Genomic DNA, 740 nt, shown 5'->3' with positions numbered 1-740 from the left:
GTCGGGGGGCAGGGGGGCCCGGTCCGCGTCGGCGGGGGGCAGGGCGAAGGCGGTACGCGGACCGGCGTCGGCGGCGGTGCGCTCCTGGGCGGCGGCCAGCGCGCGCCGGGCCCGCCGCCCCCTGGGCTGCTGGGGCTGGGGCTGCGCCTGGGCCTGCTGGAGCTGCTCCGCGCCCACGGGGTCGCCGTTGCCGTTGGTGTTGCCGGACGCGAGGGCGGGGAGGGCGCGGTTCTCGCCGTCCCGCCGGGCCCGTCGTCCGGTGGGCGGAACGGGCTGCTGCGGGTCCACCGGGACGCCCTGCGGCGGCACTGTCTGCCCGAGCTGCGGACGCCCACCGCCCCCCTGAGCCCCCTCGGCGGCGGTGACGACGGACCCCTCCGAGGGAGCCGAAGGAGCCGACGACGGGGCCGAGGGAGGAGCGGAGGAAGGAGCTGCGGTCAGCGCCAGCGCCCCCCGCTGAGGCTGCTGCTCCGCGAGGACGGCCTCGGCGCCCCCCGGAACCGTCCCCGAAACGCCCCCTGGAACATCCGCCGGAACCGAACCCGGCACCGATGCCACTGCCCCCCGCGCCGCCCCTGGAACGGCCTCGGCCGGGCTGGGGCGCCCGCGGCGACGCCCGGAGCCCTCGCCCTGCTGGGCCGGGATCAGCTCGGGGGCCTGCTGCTCCTCCACCGCGGCCGGCCCGCGGCGCGCCCGCCGCCGTCCGGTCGGCTCGGCGCCCGCCCTGTCGTCAGGGGCGG

Annotated in this window: 1 protein-coding gene; it reads right to left on the bottom strand. The window is 80.9% G+C overall.

Annotated features, from left to right (window positions below):
- On the bottom strand, positions 1-288 hold a 288-nt coding region (locus CIB93_RS39505), incomplete at its 3' end, for a hypothetical protein (RefSeq protein ID WP_306454838.1).
- Between the last annotated feature and the right edge of the window lie 452 nt (positions 289-740).

It is taken from the genome of Streptomyces sp. WZ.A104, assembly GCF_002382885.1.
In the GTDB taxonomy this organism is placed as follows: domain Bacteria; phylum Actinomycetota; class Actinomycetes; order Streptomycetales; family Streptomycetaceae; genus Streptomyces.
This window is presented reverse-complemented; position numbering and strand designations above follow the sequence as displayed.